This window comes from Nonomuraea sp. NPDC051941 (assembly GCF_044593615.1).
Window position 1 is genome coordinate 17,017 of sequence record NZ_JBIUCF010000072.1, and the last position, 18,117, is coordinate 35,133.

Annotated in this window: 15 protein-coding genes; 9 read left to right on the forward strand and 6 right to left on the reverse strand. The window is 71.6% G+C overall.

Annotated features, from left to right (window positions below; genetic code table 11):
• Positions 1-96 precede the first annotated feature (96 nt).
• Positions 97-2,826: a LuxR C-terminal-related transcriptional regulator gene (locus tag ACIHFD_RS61490; protein ID WP_397374897.1), complete on the forward strand. Its 2,730-nt coding sequence runs from the start codon at positions 97-99 to the stop codon at positions 2,824-2,826.
• Positions 2,827-2,833: 7 nt separating this feature from the next.
• Here the strand turns inward: ACIHFD_RS61490 and ACIHFD_RS61495 are convergent, their stop codons facing one another.
• Entirely contained in the window at positions 2,834-3,607 is a 774-nt protein-coding gene (locus ACIHFD_RS61495) for an alpha/beta hydrolase (protein WP_397374871.1), read from the reverse strand.
• A 226-nt stretch (positions 3,608-3,833) separates the two neighbouring features.
• Between ACIHFD_RS61495 and ACIHFD_RS61500 the strand changes: the two genes are divergently transcribed.
• On the forward strand, positions 3,834-4,853 hold the full coding sequence (locus tag ACIHFD_RS61500; RefSeq protein WP_397374872.1) for an alpha/beta fold hydrolase: 1,020 nt from the start codon (positions 3,834-3,836) through the stop codon (positions 4,851-4,853).
• 66 nt (positions 4,854-4,919) lie between these two features.
• Here the strand turns inward: ACIHFD_RS61500 and ACIHFD_RS61505 are convergent, their stop codons facing one another.
• Positions 4,920-5,468 (reverse strand): hypothetical protein, encoded by a 549-nt coding sequence (locus tag ACIHFD_RS61505; RefSeq protein WP_350723898.1) that lies wholly within the window; start codon positions 5,466-5,468, stop codon positions 4,920-4,922.
• A gap of 21 nt (positions 5,469-5,489) precedes the next feature.
• Entirely contained in the window at positions 5,490-7,115 is a 1,626-nt protein-coding gene (locus tag ACIHFD_RS61510; RefSeq protein ID WP_397374873.1) for a tannase/feruloyl esterase family alpha/beta hydrolase, read from the reverse strand.
• A gap of 257 nt (positions 7,116-7,372) precedes the next feature.
• Here ACIHFD_RS61510 and ACIHFD_RS61515 point away from each other — a divergent pair, with 257 nt between their 5' ends.
• From ACIHFD_RS61515 to ACIHFD_RS61525, 3 genes are all read left to right on the forward strand, one after another.
• On the forward strand, positions 7,373-8,200 hold the full coding sequence (locus ACIHFD_RS61515) for an alpha/beta fold hydrolase (RefSeq protein WP_397374874.1): 828 nt from the start codon (positions 7,373-7,375) through the stop codon (positions 8,198-8,200).
• 64 nt (positions 8,201-8,264) lie between these two features.
• Positions 8,265-9,740: a dihydrolipoyl dehydrogenase family protein gene (locus ACIHFD_RS61520; RefSeq protein ID WP_397374875.1), complete on the forward strand. Its 1,476-nt coding sequence runs from the start codon at positions 8,265-8,267 to the stop codon at positions 9,738-9,740.
• Between the two features lie 69 nt (positions 9,741-9,809).
• Entirely contained in the window at positions 9,810-10,652 is an 843-nt protein-coding gene (locus ACIHFD_RS61525) for an oxidoreductase (protein WP_397374876.1), read from the forward strand.
• On the opposite strand, the gene ACIHFD_RS61530 is transcribed toward ACIHFD_RS61525, so the two are convergent.
• On the reverse strand, positions 10,653-11,306 hold the full coding sequence (locus ACIHFD_RS61530; RefSeq protein WP_350723907.1) for a helix-turn-helix domain-containing protein: 654 nt from the start codon (positions 11,304-11,306) through the stop codon (positions 10,653-10,655). It lies immediately after the preceding gene.
• A 33-nt stretch (positions 11,307-11,339) separates the two neighbouring features.
• A complete protein-coding gene (locus ACIHFD_RS61535) occupies positions 11,340-11,726 on the reverse strand; it encodes a hypothetical protein (protein ID WP_397374877.1) in 387 nt (128 codons plus the stop codon).
• Between the two features lie 144 nt (positions 11,727-11,870).
• Here ACIHFD_RS61535 and sigJ point away from each other — a divergent pair, with 144 nt between their 5' ends.
• Positions 11,871-12,782: an RNA polymerase sigma factor SigJ gene (gene sigJ / locus ACIHFD_RS61540; RefSeq protein ID WP_397374878.1), complete on the forward strand. Its 912-nt coding sequence runs from the start codon at positions 11,871-11,873 to the stop codon at positions 12,780-12,782.
• Here sigJ and ACIHFD_RS61545 read toward each other — a convergent pair.
• Positions 12,779-15,556, reverse strand: a complete 2,778-nt coding sequence (locus ACIHFD_RS61545) for a BTAD domain-containing putative transcriptional regulator (RefSeq protein WP_397374879.1) — start codon at positions 15,554-15,556, stop codon at positions 12,779-12,781. The two genes, sigJ and ACIHFD_RS61545, sit on opposite strands and share 4 nt — an antisense overlap.
• A 96-nt stretch (positions 15,557-15,652) precedes the next feature.
• On the opposite strand from ACIHFD_RS61545, the gene ACIHFD_RS61550 reads away from it, so the two are divergent.
• From ACIHFD_RS61550 to ACIHFD_RS61560, 3 genes are read left to right on the forward strand one after another with little or no spacing between them, the layout of a single operon-like run.
• Positions 15,653-16,105: a carboxymuconolactone decarboxylase family protein gene (locus ACIHFD_RS61550; protein WP_350723914.1), complete on the forward strand. Its 453-nt coding sequence runs from the start codon at positions 15,653-15,655 to the stop codon at positions 16,103-16,105.
• Positions 16,106-16,139: 34 nt separating this feature from the next.
• The gene (locus ACIHFD_RS61555; protein WP_397374880.1) at positions 16,140-16,430 is read left to right on the forward strand and encodes a hypothetical protein; all 291 of its coding nucleotides are present in this window, start codon (positions 16,140-16,142) and stop codon (positions 16,428-16,430) included.
• A 26-nt stretch (positions 16,431-16,456) separates the two neighbouring features.
• The gene (locus ACIHFD_RS61560) at positions 16,457-18,061 is read left to right on the forward strand and encodes an MFS transporter (RefSeq protein WP_397374881.1); all 1,605 of its coding nucleotides are present in this window, start codon (positions 16,457-16,459) and stop codon (positions 18,059-18,061) included.
• Positions 18,062-18,117 lie beyond the last annotated feature (56 nt).

The window sequence follows — 18,117 nt, forward strand, 5'->3', positions numbered from 1 at the left end:
CCTGTCGCGTGGCACATGAAGCAATTTAGTGTCACATTAGTGAGGCAGTTATCGTCGTCCAGGAGTGAGGGAAGCGTGGAATCGCTCGTCTCGACAATGGTGGGCCGGGATGGCGTCCAAAGGGAGTTGTCCGCGTTCATGGCGGCAGCCGGGGGGCAGGCCCTCATCCTCAGGGGCGAGACCGGGGTCGGCAAGAGCGCCCTGCTCGACCATGTGGCCGGCCTCGCGGCCCTGGAGCACCACCGGGTGGTCCGCGCCGCCGGGGTCGAGGCGGAGACGGAGCTGCCCTTCGCCGGCCTGCACCAGCTGCTCTATCCGCTGCTGCCCCACTCGGCCGGGCTCGACGAGGGCCACCGGGCCGTCTTCGACGTCGTCTTCGGGCTGCGCGAGGGCAGGGCGCCGTCGGTCATGTCCCTCGGCATCGCCGTACTCGACCTGCTGTCCCTGGCGGCGTCGGAGAAACCGCTGCTGCTGTTGCTCGACGACGGCCAGTGGATGGACGCCTCCAGCGCCGAGGTGTGCGGGTTCGTGGGGCGCCGGCTCACCGGCAGCCCCGTGAAGATGCTCGTCGCCGTACGGTCCGACGTCGGCTCGCGGTTCGACACGGCCGCGCTTCCCGAGCTCCCCGTGGCGGCCCTGGCGGAGGAGGCCGCCGGGCAGCTCCTGGACCTGCGCCATCCGCGGCTCGACCCGCACACCCGGCGCAGCGTCCTGGAGCACGCCATGGGCAACCCCCTGGCGCTCCTGGAGCTGCCAGCCTACCTTGACGGCGGCCACACCGGCCGCGACCTCGGATTCGGCAACATCCCGCTGTCGCGCCGCCTGCAGCACGTCTACGGTGTCCGCATCGAACGCCTGGCCGGTCCCGTACGCGAGGAACTGCTGCGCGGCGCCCTCGACGGCGTCGGGGCGGGACCGGGCGGCAACCGCGCCCCCGGCGCCCGCCACCGCATGCGCGAGGCCGACGAGGCGGTCGCGGCCGGCCTCCTGGACACCGACCCCGCCACCGGCGACCTCGTCTTCCGCCACCCGCTGGTCCGCGCCACCGTCGTCCAGCTGGCGACCCCCAACCAACGCCGGGCGGCGCACGCCGCGCTCGCGCGGGTGCACCGCGACGACGTCGAGCGGCGCGCTCGCCACCTGGCGGCCTCGGCCGTGGATCCCGACGAGGAGGTGGCCGCCGCGCTGGAGGCCGCGGCCGACTCGGCGACCCGGCGCGGCGGTGCGGTCGCGGCCGTGGCCTGGCTGACCCGCGCGGCGGAGCTGAGCGAGACCCCCGCCGACCGCTCCAGGCGGCTCGGTGACGCCGCCTTCATCGCCGGGCATGCCGCGCTCCTGGACCAGGCGCGGAAACTCGTCCGCTCGGACCTGCCGCCGGGCGCGAGCGAGTCCCCCGCCACGGTCGTCACATCGGCGTACGTGGCCCTGTACGAAGACGGCGACGTGCGATCCGCGCATCGCCACGTCGCGGCGGCGATCGAGAGCCTGCGGGAAGACGGCCCGCACGAGCCCGCCGCAATACTCTCCCGGCTGGTGAACGTGCTGCTGGCCATCAGCCAGTACGCCGGCGATGCCGCGCTGTGGGAGCGCACCGAGCAGCTCATGGACTCTCTGGGGGACCGGGTCGACACTCGCTCGGCGATCTACCGCGACGCCTGGAGCGACGTCGTCCGTCACGGTGCGGGCGTGCACGAGCGCGTCGAGCACGCGTTCGCCGACGGCTCGGAGCTGGAGCCGTGGGACGTCTCGCGCCTGTCCGTGGCCGCCTATCACGTCGACACGCTGCGCCAGTACCGCCCCTACCTGCAGCGCGCCGTCGACCGCGAGGTGGAGACCGGCGCCGTGGCAACCGGCATGACCATGCTGCACCTGATCATGCTCGACCAGCTGGCCGCCGGCGAGTGGGACGACGCCGAACGGACGGGACAGCGCGCGCTGGAGCTGACCACGTCCCATGGACACGCGCTGTTCGCCCACCAGACCCGCGCCTACCTCGGGCTCATGGCCGCCATGCGCGGCCAGGTCGAACAGGCCCGGGAGGCGCAGGCCATCCTGGACGCCTGGGCCCGCCCGCGCGGCGTGGGGTTCCTGACCCAGATCGCCGACGCCATCGGCACGGCGGCGGCCCTGGGCGAGGGCGACTACGAAGCCGCCTACCTGTACGCCATCGGCATCACGCCGCCAGGATCGTTCGAACGCTATGCCCATCAGGCCTCGCGCACGCTGCTCGACCTGGTCGAGGCCGCGGTGCACACCGGGCGCCTGGAGCAGGCCCGCCGGCACGCCCAGGCGGCCTCCGACGCCGGCCTGCCCGGCGTCTCTCCCCGGCTGGCGCTCATCACGTACGGCGCCCTGGCGCTGACGGCCGCCGACGAGAAGGAGGCCGAGGACATGTACGCCCGTGCCGAGGCTCACCCTGCCGGGGCCGGTTTCCCGTTCGAGCTGGCGCGCATCCGCCTGGCCCACGGTGTGCGGCTCAGGCACACCCAGGGGCCCAAGGCCGCCCGGCCTGTCCTGGTCCGGGCCGCCGAGTCCTTCGAACGGCTCGGCGCCACAGGCTGGGCCGAGCGGGCCCAGGCCGAGCTGCGTGCCTCAGGGACGCCCGTCCGGGGCTCGCTGTCCTACCTGACCACGCTGACCTGGCAGGAACGCCGCATCGCCGAGCTGGCCGCGAGCGGGCTGACGAACAAGGAGATCGGCGAACGCATGCGTCTGTCCCCGCGCACCGTCAGCTCCCATCTCTACCGCGTCTTCCCGAAGCTGGGCATCACCTCGCGCGCCGCGCTGCGCGACGCTCTGGGCAAGGCCGGCGACGGCGGCGTGTGAGCCCCCTTCACCACTTCGACGGGTCGGCGCTCACCCCTCGCTCGGCGAGCCAGACCAGCACATGGTCGACGACCGCCCGCCAGCCGCTGTCGACGACCAGCGAATGGGCCCGGTCCGGGAACTGCTTGAGGCTGCTCATGGCCGTCGAGTCGCCGTACAGCTTGTACACGGCCCGGGTGACGTGGTCGGGCACCAGCCGGTCCTCCTGCCCCGAGATCAGCAGCAGCGGGCCGCGGCGGGGGTTGCCGTGGTCCACGACCGCCCGCGGGTGCCGTACGGCGCCGCCGTGTCCCAGCTCGGCCAGCAGCCGGCGCGGCCCGGGGATCACGTGGCGCTCGAACAACTCGGCCGACTCCTGCTCGGTGACCGCGTTGGCGAACAACCGCCGGAACCTCTCCGCGTCCATCGACACCGGCCACGGCTCCCCGGAGGCCGGGCAGGTCGCGTGGCCGACCGGGGCGGGGGCGATGGCGACCGCGGCCCGGCCCTCGTTCGCGCCGAGGAGGTGCTGCGCGATGAGCCCGCCCACCGAGTGGCCGACGATCACGGGCGGGGTGTCGAACGAACGGACGATGCGCGCGTAGTGATCCGTGAGCGCGTCGAGCCCCAGCTCGTGGAGCGTCTCGGGATGCCGGCGGGCCTCGCCCACCGTGGCGGGCTCTCCCGGCCAGCCCGGCGCGTGGACGGCGAACCCGAAACTGGAGAAGCGCTGGTTCCATGACTCCCACGACGACGCGTGGAGCCACGCGCCATGGATGAAGACGACGGGAGTGGGGTTCACGGATCCTCCAGCTCGTACGGGCCGTGGCTCAAGAATCGTCCAGTGGCGCATGGGGCGGAACCGTCGAATGACTTAACGTTCCGCTCCGCCTCGCGCCGCTGGTCCGGAGGGTTTCGCGTGGCCCGTTCGCCGTGTCTCACCGTCATGTGACTGATGCGCCGGCTTCTCCCTGCCCGAAATAGTGCGAGATATCGCATTCCTGCTGTTTCGACATGGAGGATTCCACATGCTCAACAGGCGTACCTTCGGTAAGGTCCTCGGTCTGGCGACCGTCGCCTCGCTGGCGGGCCCGGCCGCCTCCGCCACCACGCGTGGGACGGCCCCGACGTCGCCGGCCGCCTCTTTCGCCGCCCTGAAGCAGGTCAAGGCCGGGCTGCTGGACATCGGTTACGCCGAGGCGGGGCCGGCCCGCGGGCCCGTGGTCATCTGCCTGCACGGCTGGCCGTACGACATCCACAGCTTCGTGGACGTCGCCCCGCTGCTGGCGGCGCAGGGCTACCGGGTGATCGTGCCCTACCTGCGCGGTCACGGCACGACGCGGTTCCTGTCCACGAAGACGTTCCGCAACGCCCAGCAGTCGGCGATCGCGCTCGACATCATCGCCCTGATGGACGCCCTCAAGATCGACAAGGCCGTTCTGGCCGGCTTCGACTGGGGGTCAAGGACCGCCGACATCATCGCGGCCCTGTGGCCGCAGCGGTGCAAGGCGCTGGTGTCGGTGAGCGGCTACCTCATCACGAACCTCAAGGCCAATCTCGATCCGCTGCCGCCGAAGGCCGAATACGCCTGGTGGTACCAGTACTACTTCGCCACCGAGCGGGGCCGGCTGGCCATGGAGAACAAGGACAAGCGCCACGACCTGACCCGGCTCGTCTGGGACACCGTCTCCCCGACCTGGAACTTCGACGACGCCACCTTCGAGCGCACGGCCGCGGCCTTCGACAACCCCGACTACGCCGCCATCGTGATCCACAACTACCGGTGGCGGCTGAGCCTGGCCGACGGTGAGCGCCGTTACGACGGCCTGGAGCAGCGACTCGCCGCGCGGCCGGTCATCAAGGTGCCGACCATCACCCTGGACGCCGAGCGCGACCCCTTCACGGCGCCGCCGGGCGACGGCTCGTCGTACCGGGAGATGTTCACCGGCGCCTACGAGCACCGCGCCCTGGCGGGCATCGGCCACAACCTGCCACAGGAGGCGCCCACCGCCTTCGCCCAGGCCGTCGTCGACGTGGACCGCTTCTGACCGCAATGCCGAGACAGCCTGCCGGATGAGATCCGGCAGGCTGTCGGCGTGTCCGCGCTGGTTCCGTCAGACGGTCTGCGTCCGCGGCGAGCGGGCACGCCAGGCCAGCAGCCCGGCCTGGATGATGAAGAACACGCCGCCGCCGGTGGCATAGACCGACAGCACGTCGAGCGAGGCGCCGTCCCCGAGAGCCTGGATGTTGTAGAAGATGCCCACGAGGAACGACAGGCCGCCGGCGATCAGGATCGGCCACTGCTTGCCCAGCTCCGGGCCGCGCCGCCGCAGCCCGACCAGCGCCTGCGCCGCACCGGAGACGACGGCCCAAGCGCCGAACACGTGCAGCACCGGCGCCACCCCGCCCATCCCCGCCAGGCCCACGGCGACGGCGGCCAGCGTGCTGAGCACCCCGTTGAACAGCGTCAGGCGGCGCTCCGATCCGTCGGGGAGCGCACGCAGGTCGATCAGCGACGACACCGCGTCGATCAGCGGATAGACGACCAGCAGGACGATCGCGAGGGTGTCGATGGGGTCGTGCGCCAGGGCGAACGCGGCGGCCCACGCCACGGCCAGGACTCCACGGCCCAGGTACAGCTTCAGCAGGGGTGACGCTTTCATGATGGGAGCCTTTCCAGGAAGTCAGTGCCGGACGGGGGCGCAGTAATAGCTGCCGGCGTCGGCCGGGTCGCCGTGGCCGGAGTAGCGGGAGATGAGCGGGTACCGGCACAGCTCGCGCGTCACCGTCTTGCCGGAGGAGTCCGTGATGGCGGCCTTCAGCGTCTGCGGGGCCTTGCCCTGCTCGACCCAGGCCGTCAGGGCGCCGAGGGCATCGGTGGGCTTCGGGCCGGTGCTCGTCTCGCCGGCGCAGTGGGCGACGCCCGGCGCCAGGAACAGCCGGTAGAAGTCGTCAACCTGACGCGCACCGCCCATGGCCAGCTCCACCCGCCGGCGGTAGTCCACGGTGCCCTGGGCGGGAATCAGCTGGTCGGCCTGGCCGTGCCAGGTGAGGAGCTTGCCGCCGGACCTGCGGAACGCCGACAGGCCGGGGTCGTCGGTGCCGATGATCGCGTCGTACTCGGTCTGGGACTGCTCGAAGAGCTTGGCGAACTCGGCGTAGGTGATCGTCGAGAGGTCGTAGGAGGGCTGCCGCTTCAGGAACGTCGAGACCCAGGTGGCCGGTACGGGGAACGGCGCGCCCACACGCTTGCCGTTCTCGTCGAGGCGGGTGCCGGCGAGGTCGAAGCCGGCTCCGATCGGGATGCCGGCCCACAACTTCTTGCCGGACGGGGTGCGGGGGCCGGCCCAGATCTTGCGTACGACGGCGGCGTCCGCCGCGGTGATGGTCTCCCGCCCGCCCTCGCACTCGACGCTCTTGCCGATGAGCTGCCGCGGGTCGAAGGCGCACGTGGCGGGGTCGCCGATCAGCCCGTCGGGAGCGCCGTCGAGCGGGTCGCAGGCCTTGACGGCGGCCTCGTTGAAGGCGTTGAACTTGCAGGGGGAGGGGAAAGTGTTCTCCTCGTTCATCACCACCTGCGGCCACAGGGTCGCGACCTCGAACTCGTCCCAGTTGATCGCCGGCGCGGTGGCCAGGATGCCGTCGAAGTCGTCAGGGTGGCGCTGGGCCTCCATGTAGCCCTGGCGGCCGCCGGTCGAGCAGCCGTTCCAGTACGCGTAGGAGACCGGCCTGCCGTAGACCTCGTTGACGACCTGCTTGCCGACGACCGCCATCTCGTGCTGGGACCGGTCGGCGAAGTTCTTCAGCAACGGTGTGTTGATCTCGCCGTCGCTGTTCAGGGCCCAGCCGGTGTCCAGGTACGTGCTGACACCGGCGTCGGTGGTCGCGGCGGCGTAGCCGCTCTTGATCGCTCCGGCCAGGCCCGCGCCGTAGTCGCCGGCGGCGAAGGCGCTGCCGCCCGCCGCCTGGAACCGGCCGGTCCAGCCCGTCTCGGGCAGCCAGACCCGCACCTTGGCGTGGTCGCCGACGCCCGGGTGGGTGAGCGTGACCGTGACATCGCAGTAGGCCGGCACGTCCGGAATTTTCACCACCTCGGTGAACGGCGGCACGGGCTGGATGGTCAGGGTGCCCGCCTCCTGGCGCACCGCCGTCACGGACTCCACCGTGGTGCCGGACGGGGCGTTCACAGAGATGGACGAGCACGTGAACGGGGTGGCGGCGGCGGAGCTCGCGGTTCCGGCCGAGGCCGCGGCCGGCAGGCACGCCGCCGCTGCCACTCCGGTCGCGAAGATGATCAGAAGACGTTTCATGACGTTCACTGTCGTTTCGCGACCGGCACCGGCACATCAGTCAGTTGACGGTCAGCACCGGCCGGCCGCTCCGGGTGCAGGTCAGCGGCCTGCCTACGGGGGCATCTGCGCAGTGCCGCCCATTGAACGGCTTGATGCGCTGAGGCGCGCGGGATGACTGACCGTCAAGTGACGGATGTGACCGCGGTGTTCCCCGCACGAGAGTGCTTGCACCAGACCAGCCACCTTCGCGTGAAGCATCCTGAAAGGGGAAAATCGTGGTCAGCATCAAGGGTGTCGGCAGACGGCGGCTCATGTTGGGCGTCCTGTCGACGGTCGCGATCGCTCTCCTCCCCGCCGCCCCCGCCTCCGCCGCCTCCGCCGCGCAAAAGCCCGCAAAGCCAACCATCGTGCTGGAGCACGGCGCCTTCGCCGACGCCTCCAGCTGGAACGCGGTGATCGAGGTGCTGCGCGCGGACGGCTACCCCGTCGTCGCCGCGGCCAACCCGCTGCGCGGCCCGGCCAACGACGCGGCCGCGCTCCGCAGCGTCCTGGACCACGTCTCCGGATCCAAGATCCTCGTCGGGCACTCGTACGGGGGCTCGGTCATCAGCGTGGCCGGCGCGAACGACCCCGAGGTCAAGGCCCTCGTGTACGTCGCCGCCTTCCTGCCCGCCCCCGGCGAGACCGCCCTGGAGCTGACGAACAAGTACCCCGGCTCCACCCTCCCCGGCGCCCTCGACCCCACCCCCTTCACCCTCCCCGACGGCACCGGCGGAACCGACCTGTACATCAAGCCCGGCAAGTTCCACCACCAGTTCGCCGCCGACGTACCGGCCGGCACCGCGGCCCTCATGGCCGCCACCCAGCGGCCCATCGCGCAGTCCGCCCTGGAGGAGAAGACCGAGGTCGCCGCCTGGAAGGACAAGCCCTCCTGGGCCGTCATCACGACCCAGGACCTCAACATCCCCGCCGAGGTCCAGCGCTACATGGCCAAGCGCGCCCACGCGCACTCCGTCGAAGTACGCGCCTCCCACTCCGTCGCCGTCTCCCAGCCCAAGACCGTGGCCGGGGTCATCGAGAAGGCCGCGCACGCCGCCCGCTAGCACCGGCCCGTTCCACGACGCCACCGGCGCCTTCCCCGAGACACGGCCACACCATGGAGGACCAGTGACCACCGAAGACACCCGTACCTATGACGTGGTCGTGATCGGGGCCGGCCCGGTCGGCGAGAACGTCGCCGACCGGACCACCGCCGCCGGCCTGAGCACCGTCATCGTGGAAAGCGAGCTCGTCGGGGGCGAATGCTCATACTGGGCGTGCGAACCGAGCAAAGCCCTGCTGCGGCCCGCGCTCCTGCGTGCCGACGCCGGCCGGGTACCCGGCCTGGCCCCTGCCGCCGCCGGACCGCTGGACACCGCCGCCGTGCTGGCGCACCGCGACCGCATGGCCGCCCACTGGAACGACGACGGCCAGGTCGAATGGCTCAAGACGGCCGGCATCGACCTCCAGCGCGGCCACGGCCGCCTCGACGGGCCACGACGCGTGGCCGTGACCACCCCCGACGGCGGCACCGTCCATCTGCGGGCCCGGCACGCCGTGGCCGTCTGCACCGGCAGCGGTGCCGCCCTCCCCGACGACCTGCCCGGGCTCGCCGCCCTGCGCCCCTGGACCAGCCGCGAAGCCACCAGCGCCCGGCGGCCGGCCGGACGACTCGTCATCGTCGGGGCCGGGGTCGTGGCCACCGAGATGGCCACCGCCTGGCAGGCCCTCGGCACCGAGGTCACCCTCCTCGCCCGCGGCAGCCGCCTGCTGCCTCAGCTGGAACCCTTCGCCGGCGAGCTCGTCGCGGACCGGCTGCGCGAGGCGGGCGTCGACCTGCGATTCGGCGTGACCGTCGCCACCGCCGCCCGTACGGACGGCGAGGTCCGCGTCACCCTCACCGCTTCCGGCGACGGCCGGATCACCGCTTCCGACGGCGGCCGGATCGTCGCGGACGAGATCCTCTTCGCCACCGGCCGCGCGCCCCGTACCGGCGACATCGGCCTCGAGACCGTCGGCCTGACCCCCGGGGACTGGCTCGCCACCGACGACTCCCTCACCGTCACCGCCGTCCCCGGCGACTGGCTCTACGCCGTGGGCGACGTCAACCGGCGGGCCCTGCTCACCCACCAGGGCAAGTACCAGGCCCGCATCACCGGCGCCGTCATCGCCGCCCGGGCCTGCGGCATCCCGCTGGACACCGGACGCTGGAGCCCGCACGCCGGCACCGCCGACACCGCGGCCGTACCCCAGGTCGTCTTCACCGACCCCGAGATCGCCAGTGTCGGCCTCACCACCGCCGAGGCCCGGCGCACCGGCCGCCGCGTCCACGTCGTCGACTACGACCTCGGCCACGTCGCCGGCGCCCTCCAGCACGATCCGGCCTACCGCGGCAGAGCCCGCGCCCTCATCGACCCCGATCGCCGCACCGTCGTCGGCGTCACGTTCGCCGGACCGGGCGTCGCCGAGCTCCTCCACTCCGCCACCGTGGCGATCACCGGCGAAATCCCCGTCGAACGCCTCTGGCACGCCGTGCCGCCCTTTCCCACCATCAGCGAGGTGTGGCTGCGGCTGCTCGAGACGTACCGGGACCAGACACGCTAACGCGGAGTTTAGCTTTGTAAGTGCTACATTGATGAGGCAGTTAGACGACATCGACCAAAGGAAGCACCCATGGCCAGGACATGGCTCATCACCGGATCGTCGCGCGGCTTCGGCCGCCACCTCGCGGAAGCGGTCCTCGAAGCGGGCGACCAGGTCATCGCCACCGCGCGCAGTCCCAAGCAGCTCGACGACCTGGTGGCCCGCCACGGTGACCGGATCCGAGCGGTCGCGCTCGACGTCACCGACGCCGCCGCGGCCGCCCGGGCGGTCAAGGAGGCCACCGACGCCTTCGGCAGCCTCGACGTGGTCGTCAACAACGCCGGCTACGGCAACAGCGCGCCGATCGAGGAGATGGCCGAGGACGACTTCCGCGCCCAGATCGAAACCAACCTCTTCGGCGTGGTGAACGTCACCCGGGCCGCCCTGCCCGTCCTGCGCGCCCAGCGATCAGGAGTCTTCGTACAGTTCTCCTCCATCGGCGGCCGCGTCGGCGGCACTCCTGGGATGGGCGCCTACCAGACCGCGAAGTTCGCCGTCGAAGGCTTCTCCGAAGTGCTCGCCAACGAGGTCGCGCCCTTCGGCGTCAAGGTCGTCATCGTCGAGCCGGGCGCGTTCCGTACCGACTGGCAAGGGCCCTCCATGGAGATCCACCCCGTCGGCCCCGAGTACGAGCAGACCGTGGGCGCCATCCACCGCTACCGGCGCGACACCGACGGCACCCAGCCCGGCGATCCCGCGCGCGCCGCCAGGATCATCATCGACGTCGTCGGCCACGACGACCCGCCCAGGCGGCTCCTCCTCGGCAGCGACGCCGTCGCCTCCGCCCAGAAGGCCGCCGAGCTCCGTGCCGCCGAAACCGAGAAATGGGCCGATGTCAGCCGCTCGGCCGACTACCCCGCCGACGAACGCTAGTCACCGCCCCGGCCGCGGGGCCGGTGGGGGCGGCGGGAGTGCGAGGACCGCGCGGACCGCGGCCGTCAGCCGTTCTCGGCTGTCGGCCCCGATCACGGGCCGGCCGTCCGCGGTCGGGGCCGCCAGCGCCCGCCGGAACACAGCGGTCGGCAGGTCGACCACGCACAGCGTCACCACCTCGACGCTCGCCCCGTCAGCACGATCCCACAGCGCCCGCGACAGGCGGGTCAGCAGCGCCACCAACCGCTTGTCCAGGGCGAACATCTCCTCGGCCAGCTCCTGCGGCACCTCGGGACCGAGCAGCTGGTCACGGCGCACCGCCACGAGCATCCGGGCGGCGGCGGGCCGGCGGTCGGCGAACACCGCGGGCACGCTCGCCACCGCCGCCACCGCCTCGACTGCCGCTTCGCGGTCGCCCCCTTGCACCGCGTCGGCCAGCTCGACCTGGAGATCCAGGAAATCTCCCGCCGCCCTCAGCCACAGCCGCCCGAGCAGCACCGGCAACGACCCGAACGCGTGGTAGATCACGCCGTTCGACACCCCGGCGGCCGTCGCCAGCGCTCGCACCGTGAACCGCTCCGGGCCGCCATCGGCCACCAACTGCTCGGCGACGTCCAGCAACCGGTCGAGATCATGAACTCGAGGACGAGGCATGCCTCGTATTATAACAGAGCACACGCTCCATAATCACGCGGTGGCGTCCACCCGGGTGCGGCGGCCGTCCCAGATCCGGCCGAGCTGAATGACGCTCATGCCGAACATCAGGACACCCAACGGGACGTGCAGGGTCTTCACGTGCGCTAGGCCCAGCGCTATCTGCGCCGACGTGACCACGAAGAAGCCGGCCGCGTACCGGATGGGCCTGGGCGAGCCGCCGCCCGGCCGCCAGACCAGGATCGAGACCACCAGGTGCAGCAGGGTCACGACGAACGTCGCGTATGCTCCAGCACTGTGCAGTGCCCCACCCCCGGGCAAGGACAAAAGCAGCCCGGCGGTGATCGCCTGGACGAAGACGGCCAAGGTTTGCAGGGTGATCGCGATCCGCAGGAACCTGAGGTTCGTGGGCGTGGACATATCGGGGCTTCCCTTCTCGATCCCGGTGTCTCGGCAGTCCGACGACACGACCGCCGGGAATGTGAGGCGCGGCGACCTCACGTTCCGGGAAGTTGTCTCGTCTGTCCGGGTGAGGGCGGAAACGACCGAGGAGCAGGCGACACCATGACCACCCCATCCGAGCCAGGGCTCGACCCGAGCCTGAGCGTGATCATGAGCGAGCGGCGCCAGCTGATCAATCTCGCCTACCGCCTCCTCGGCTCCCTTGCCGATGCGGAGGATGTCGTCCAGGAGGCCTGCGCCCGCTGGTACGCCATGACCCCGCAGCAGCAGCAGGCCATCAACTCCCCCGGTGCCTGGCTGACGAAGGTGGCCGGCCGCATCTGCCTCGATGTGCTCGGCTCGGCACGCGCGCGGCGCGAGCGCTACGTGGGCGAATGGATCCCCGAGCCGCTGCCCAAGCCTTCAGAGTGGGTCACCGCCGACCCGGCCGACCGGATCACCCTCGACGAGTCGATCAACATGGCCTTCCTGGTCGTGCTCGAGTCGATGACCCCGGCCGAACGCGTGGCGTTCATCCTGCACGATGTCTTCCGCTACTCCTTCGCCGAAGTGGCGGAGATCGTCGGTCGTACGCCGGTGGCGTGCCGCCAGCTGGCCTCCTCGGCCCGCCGTCGTCTTCGCGAAACACAGGCTCCTGCGGCTCCGGCGGCCCGACCCGGCATCGTCGGCGACTTCAAGCGGGCATGGGAAGCCAAGGACATCAAAGCCCTCATCGGCCTCCTCGACCCCGACGCCACGGCGGTCATCGACGGCGGCGGCCTCGTCAGCGCCGGCCTCCACCCGATCGAAGGCAGCGAGCAGATCGCCCGCTACCTCCTCGCCATCGCCGGAATGTCACCCGGCCTGACGATCCTGGAACGTACGGTAAACGGTCAGCCCGGTCTGGTGGCCCAGCAGGACGGCGTGACGGTGACGGTGGCGGCGTTCGACGTCACGGGCGACCGGATCAAGCACATCTGGGCGGTACGCAACCCCGAGAAGCTCCGGCCCTGGACGGCGCAGCCACAGCCTTAGGACCCGGCGTGCTCCAGGAAGGCGCGGACCTCTCCGGCCTCCGGAACGCCTAGCTCCTCGTACAGGCCGAGGGCCACCCGCCCGTGCTCGCAGGCCTGCTCCGCCCGCCCGAGCGCGAGGTGCGCGCGGGCCAGCCCGTCGTGAGCTCGCGCCTGCTCCGGGCGGTTGCGGGCCAGGTCGGCGAGCACGAGCGCGGCCGTGTGCTCCCCGATCGCCCAGGCCGGGTCGTCGGCCGCCTCGGCCAGCCCGTTGAGCGCGGCCGCCTCGTCGGTGGTGCTGCCGAGCTTGCGGTAGAGGGCCGCGGCCTGCTCGTGGCGGGTGCGGGCCTGGGCGAGCTCGCCCTGGTGCCGGAGGACGACGCCGAGGTGGTTGAGGATCATCGCCTCCCCTGCCGGGTTGCCGACCTTGCGGTGCAGCGCCAGTGCCAGGTCGAGATGGCGCCGGGCCTCCTCCGGACGGCCGGCGCGGTCGAGGGCCAGGGCGAGGATGCCGAGCACATTGGCCTCGCCCCAGGTGTCGGCGCCGATCCGGGTGAGATCGAGTGCCTGCTCCAGGTACTGCTCCGCCTGCTCGTCCTGGCGTCGGCGCAGGGCCACGTTGCCCAGGGTGAGCAGTGCCCGAGCGCGTTCGTAGGCCTCCTCGCACGCGTCGAGGGCCTGGTGGGCGTGCTCATCCGCGCGCTCGTACTCGCCGAGCCGCCAGTAGGTCCACGCCAGGTCGGCGAGCGCCCGCTCCTCGAACTCGCGGTGTCCGAACTTGCGGCTGCGCTGCAACGCCAGGGTGTGCAGCGTGAGCGCGTCGTCGTGGTGCGCCTGCCGGTCGAGGAAGGGGCGCATCGTCAGAGCCAGCATGCCCACGCAGATCTCGGGTCCGTGGACGGCGGTCGCGATGATGTTGGAGCGTTCGGCGTCGAGCCAGGCGATCGCCTCCGCGGCGTCCCGGATGGGCGCGATCGGGGCGGCCGGCTGGGGGATGCCCTCCCGCTGGCCGACGCTGTACGGGTAGAGCCGGTCCATCGCCGCCCGAGCGCGGTGCAGGTAGTAGGTGAGCAGTCGCAGGACCTCGCCGTCGTCCTCGGCGACCGAGCGCGCGTGCTCGCGGAGGAGGTCGTGGAAGGTGTAGCGGCCAGGTTCGAACTGCAGGAGCATGTGGGCGTCGAGGAGGCCTTCCAGGAGCTCCTCCGCCTCGTCCTCCGGGATGCCCGCCAGCGCGGCCGCGCCGCAGGCGTCGATGTCGCGCCCCGGCGCCAGCCCGAGCAGGCGGAACATACGCTGCTCGGCCTCGTCGAGCTGCTCATATGACAGGGTGAAGGCCGCCGACACCCCGTCCAGGAGCCGGCGATGTTCCCGCAGCCGGCCCGCCAGGTAGGACACGGTCCAGCGCGGGCGGTGCTGGAGGCGGGCGGCCGAGATCCGGATGGCGAGCGGGAGGTGCCCGCACAGCTGCAGCACCTCGCGTACGGCCTCCGACTCACGGCCGGCGCGTTCGCCCACGATCCGCTCGAACAGCTCGGCGGCGTCCTGCTCGCCCAGCACGTCAACTGAGAGCGCGTGGGCGCCGTCCAGGTCGACCAGCCGCCGCCGGCTGGTGATCAGGACGAGGGTGTCGGAGTGTCCCGGCAGCAGGGGGCGTACGTGCTCGGCGTCGAGAACGTTGTCCAGCACGGCGAGCGCGCGGCGATCGGCCAGCTCGGCGCGCCACAGGGCGCTCCGCTCGACCAGCGTGACCGGGATGCGGTCGGCGGGCACCCCGAGCTGGCGCAGGAGCGCTTCCAGCGCGGCGGCGGCGTCGAGCGGCTCCCGGCCCGCGGTGTGGGCCTGCAGGTCGATGAAGAGCCGGCCGTCGGGATAGCGGGCGGCCAGCCGATGGGCCACGTGTACGGCGAGCGTGGTCTTGCCGATCCCGGCCATGCCGTCGATCGTGACGACCGCCGGCCCGTGCTGCTCGCCCACCTCTCCTATCAGCCGGTCCAGCTCGGTGGTACGTCCGGAGAAATCGGGAATGTCGTACGGCAGGAACGTGGAGCGACGCGGCGGGCCAGCAACCACCGGCGCCGCGCCGGCCAGACGCAACGCCGGATCGTCCGCCAGGACCGCCCTCTCCAGCTCGATGAAGGCGTGCCCGGGATCCAGCCCCTGCTCGTCCGCCAGAGCCGTACGGTAGGAACGCGCCGCGGCCAGGGCGTCGGCCTGCCGCCCCGCCCGGTGCAGGGCCAGGACGAGGTGGCCGTTGAGCTTCTCGCGGAGCGGGTTGGCGGTCACCTGGGCGGCGAGCTCGTCGAGCAGCTCGCCGTGCCGCCCGGCGGCGAGCTCGCCCTCCACCAGGCGTTCGTAGGCCGACAGCCGCCGGTCGTTCCAGAGCTCGCGGACGCCGGTGACGTAATGCGCGTGCACGTCCTCCAGCGCCTCGCCGCCCCACAGCTCCAGGGCCTTGCGCAGCTCACCCGCGGCTGCCAGCTCGGTGAACTCCTGCGCGTCGACCTGCCCGGACTCCGGCTGCGCGACATAGCCGCCGGCACGCGTCTCAAGGAGGTTTACGGCTCCCGCTCCGCGCAGCACCTTGCGGATCGCGGTGATCGAGGCATGGATCTGCGACCGGGCGGTGTCGGGCTGGTCGTAGCCCCACATCGCGTCGATCAGCCGCTCGATGCTGATCACCCGGTTGGCGTTGAGCAGGAGGTAGGCCAGCACAGCCCGGTGACGTGGGGCGATGCCCGCCAGCGGCGCGCCGTCGACGATCATCTGGACGGGGCCGAGAAGAGTGAATCGCAGCATTCGTCCCCCATCACCTTCGCATCGTGCACGCATCGCGAATGTATCAACCTGGCCAGACACTCTGATCTCACACGAACCGCGACAGAGGAGAACACGATGGAAGCCCGGATGAAGAACCCCGCCACCCTCATCCCCGCCGCGATGCAGCCGATCATGCAGGTCATGAAGGCCGCTCAGTCGCAGGGCCTCCCCCAGGAGCTCATGGAGATGATCCACCTGCGGGTCAGCCAGATCAACCGCTGCAGCTTCTGCGTCGACGCCGGCCTGAAGAACCTGCGCAAGCTCGGCGAGAGCGACGACCGCATCGGCCTGATCGCCGCCTGGCGCGAGGCTCCGTACTACACCGACGCCGAGCGGGCCGCCCTGGAGCTGGCCGAGGCCTCGACCCGGCTGGCCGACCGCGACGACGCCGTCTCCGACGAGATCTGGGACAACGCCGCCGACCACTTCGACGAGCAGCAGCTGGCCTCGATCCTGCTGATGACCGCCGTCACCAACCTCTTCAACCGCCTGAACGCCCCGATCCGGCAGGTCGCCGGCACCTGGTAAGCCCCTGCTCACACGTACATAAGGAGACACCGACATGTCCGCCGTCCGCTCGCACCGCTACTCCGTCCCCGAGACCGACCTGGAGGAGTTCCTGGCCCGCCGCAGGTCGCTGATCGCGACTGTCCGGAAGGGTCACCCCGGGCTCACCCGCACCGTGCTGATCCGGCTCGACGACGACACGTACACCGACACCTGGCACTGGGAGAGCGCCGAGCAGCTGGGCGCCGCGCTCGCCGCCCTGCCCACCTTTCCGGAGGCGCCGCTGACCATGTCCCTCACCAAGGACGCCACCGCCCTGAACGGCCGGCTCGTCGACGAGCACTGAGCCGCCACTGACGAGGAGTCCACCACGTGTCCAGCTCGGCCGGCACCCCATCCACGACGACGAACCACTCGTACCGCTCGTACCGTGACGTGCTGCGCGACAAGCGCGTGGCCGGGCTGCTGCTCGGCGACCTGCTGGCCAACATCAGCACGGGCATGATCCTCGTGGCCATGCCCGTGCAGACCCTGCGCATCCACGGGGACATACCTCCGGCGATCGCCGTCGGGATGGTGGAGGCGGCCCCGTTCCTCCTGTCCACGGTCCTGGCGCTCGGCATCGGCCTGGGCCGGCTCCGGATACCGCCCCGCACCCTGCTGCTCGCCGACTGCGTGCTGCGGGCGCTGACCTTCACCGGCCTGGGCCTGGCCGCGGTGACCGACCGGCTCACCCTGCCCGTACTGGTCGGCGGGCTGCTGCTGGGCGCGGCCTTCCGGATGGCCGGTGCGAGCGGTCGCCGTCTGCTCGTCACCTCGATGGCGAGCGAGTCGGAACGGTACGGCGTCAACGGGCTGCTGGGCCTGAACAGCAACGTCGCACTCTACGTGCTGGGCCCCGTGGCCGGCGGGCTCATGGTGGCGGCCGACGGGCCGGGCGCGGTGCTGTTCGTCGACGCGTGCGGCGCACTGCTGCTGATGGCCTGCGTACTGCGCTGGGCACCACGGGCGCGGTCGAGGCCACAGTCACCGCCGCGGTCGAAGCCACAGTCGCGGTCAAAGCCACAGTCGAAACCGTGGCCGGAGCCGCAGTCGAAATCGGAGCGGTCAGAGCCGACGCCGGCGCCGCCGCTGGAGTCGGAGCGGTCGGAACCGGAGCGGTCAGAACCGCGATCGGAGCCGCAGTCGCGGTCGAAGCCACAGCCGAAGCCATGGCCAGAATCGCCGCCAGAGTCGCAGTCGGAGCCGCAGTCGCGGTTGGATTCACCGCCGGAGCCATGGTCGGAGTCGCCGCCGCAGTCGCAGTCGCAGTTGGATTCACCGCCGGAGGAGTCCACCCACGCGAGGCAGGACGAGTCGGGCTGGCGCATCCTGCGCCGCCGCCCCGTGGCGGCGCGGCTGCTGGTCGTGGTGTTCTCCTTCAACTTCCTCTACATGCCGGTCGAGGTAGCACTCCCCCTGTACGTCCAGGGCACCCTGCACAGCGGCGCGTCCGGCCTCGGCCTGCTCTGGAGCGCCCTGGGCGTCGGCGCGATCGCGGGCGCCGCCCTGGTCAACCTGATGCGCGGCCTCCCCCAGCGCCATCTGCTCATCACGATCATCGGATTGTGGGCACTCTGCCCGATCGCCCTGGCCACCGCGGACAACCTGACCGCCGCGATGATCGTGTTCGCCCTGGGCGGCCTGGTCTGGGCCCCGTTCACCCCCGTCGCGTACAGCTTCCTGCAGTCAGACCTGCGGCCCAGCGAACAACAGCCGGTAGTGACCCTCTGGACGACGGGGTCAACAATCGCGGCCCCACTGGGCCTCGTGGCCGGCGGCCCGCTCATCCAACTAACCGGCACCGACACGGGCCTGGTCGTCTCGGGCCTCCTCACCCTGCTCCTGGTCCCGCTCGCAGCCGCAACCGTCCTAACCCGCGGCCAGACCGCTGTCGAGACCAGCCGCAGAGCCCCCGGCACCACCACCCGCCAATAACGGCATCTGGCGCGCACGCCAACCCGGCTTGACGAGGCCGACAACAGAGACGCTGA